Consider the following 996-nt stretch of genomic DNA (forward strand, 5'->3'; position numbering starts at 1 on the left):
CGCCGCCGACCAGGCCCGCGCCGCTATTCCGGCCGACAGGTCCGGCGCGCTCAACCCCCCTGCCCGGCCAGGGGGCCCGACGGCGGCGACGGCAGCGGAAGACAGCCGGCGGGCTCGCCTCCGTACCCATGATCGGCCTGCTCATCGCCCTCTGCCTGGGCCCGGGACCCGCCAACCCCGTCCAGAACCTCGAGCCCATCCCGGCCGTTCACCCTCCGACCTCCACCCGCACCTACCCGTTGCCCCTCGTCATCCCACCGCTCATTCCCGCCAGCTCCACCAACCCCACCGTGGCCCCAACCACCACCGCGACACCAACCACCACCGCGACACCAGCATCCGAACTCCCTGACGATCACGCCCTCGCCGATGCCGCGGCGGGCCGCTCCACCACCCAGACCGTCACCCTGACCGCCCGCGACCGGGCCATCCCCGCGCGCGTCCTGGCCGCGTACCGCAGCGCCGCAACCCGCACCGCCACCGAGCATCCCGGCTGTCACCTGCCCTGGCAGCTTCTTGCCGGTATCGGCAAAGTCGAGTCCGGCCACGCCGTCGGCCGCCCCATCACCCCCGACGGCACGATCACCCTTCCCATCCTCGGCCCGCCTCTGGACGGCCGCCACGGCCACGCCCTCGTGCGCGACACCGACCGCGGCGCCCTCGACCACGACACCACCTACGACCACGCCGTCGGCCCCATGCAGTTCATCCCCACGACCTGGCGCACGGCTGGCCGCGACAACTCCGGCGACCAGCACGCCGACCCCCACAACATCGACGACGCCACGCTCTCCGCCGCCGGCTATCTCTGCCGCTCCCACCGAGACCTGGCCAACCCCGCCGAGCTCCGCACCGCCATCTACAGCTACAACCCGTCCACCAGCTACGTGCACGCCGTCCTCGCCTGGACCGCCGGATACAGCACCGACGGCGCGGCCCCCGCATCCGCACCGGCCACCGCACCTCGTCCCGCAACGGTCTCGCCACCTGCCGTCC

The 996-nt window shown here is 73.4% G+C and carries 1 protein-coding gene; it reads left to right on the plus strand.

The features are described from left to right. Window positions 1–128 precede the first annotated feature (128 nt). The coding region (locus tag NBZ83_RS32325; protein ID WP_261576536.1) for a lytic transglycosylase domain-containing protein at window positions 129–996 on the plus strand (868 nt) is incomplete at its 3' end.

The sequence above is a fragment of the Frankia gtarii genome (assembly GCF_025403375.1).
Classification (GTDB): Bacteria; Actinomycetota; Actinomycetes; order Frankiales; family Frankiaceae; genus Frankia; species Frankia gtarii.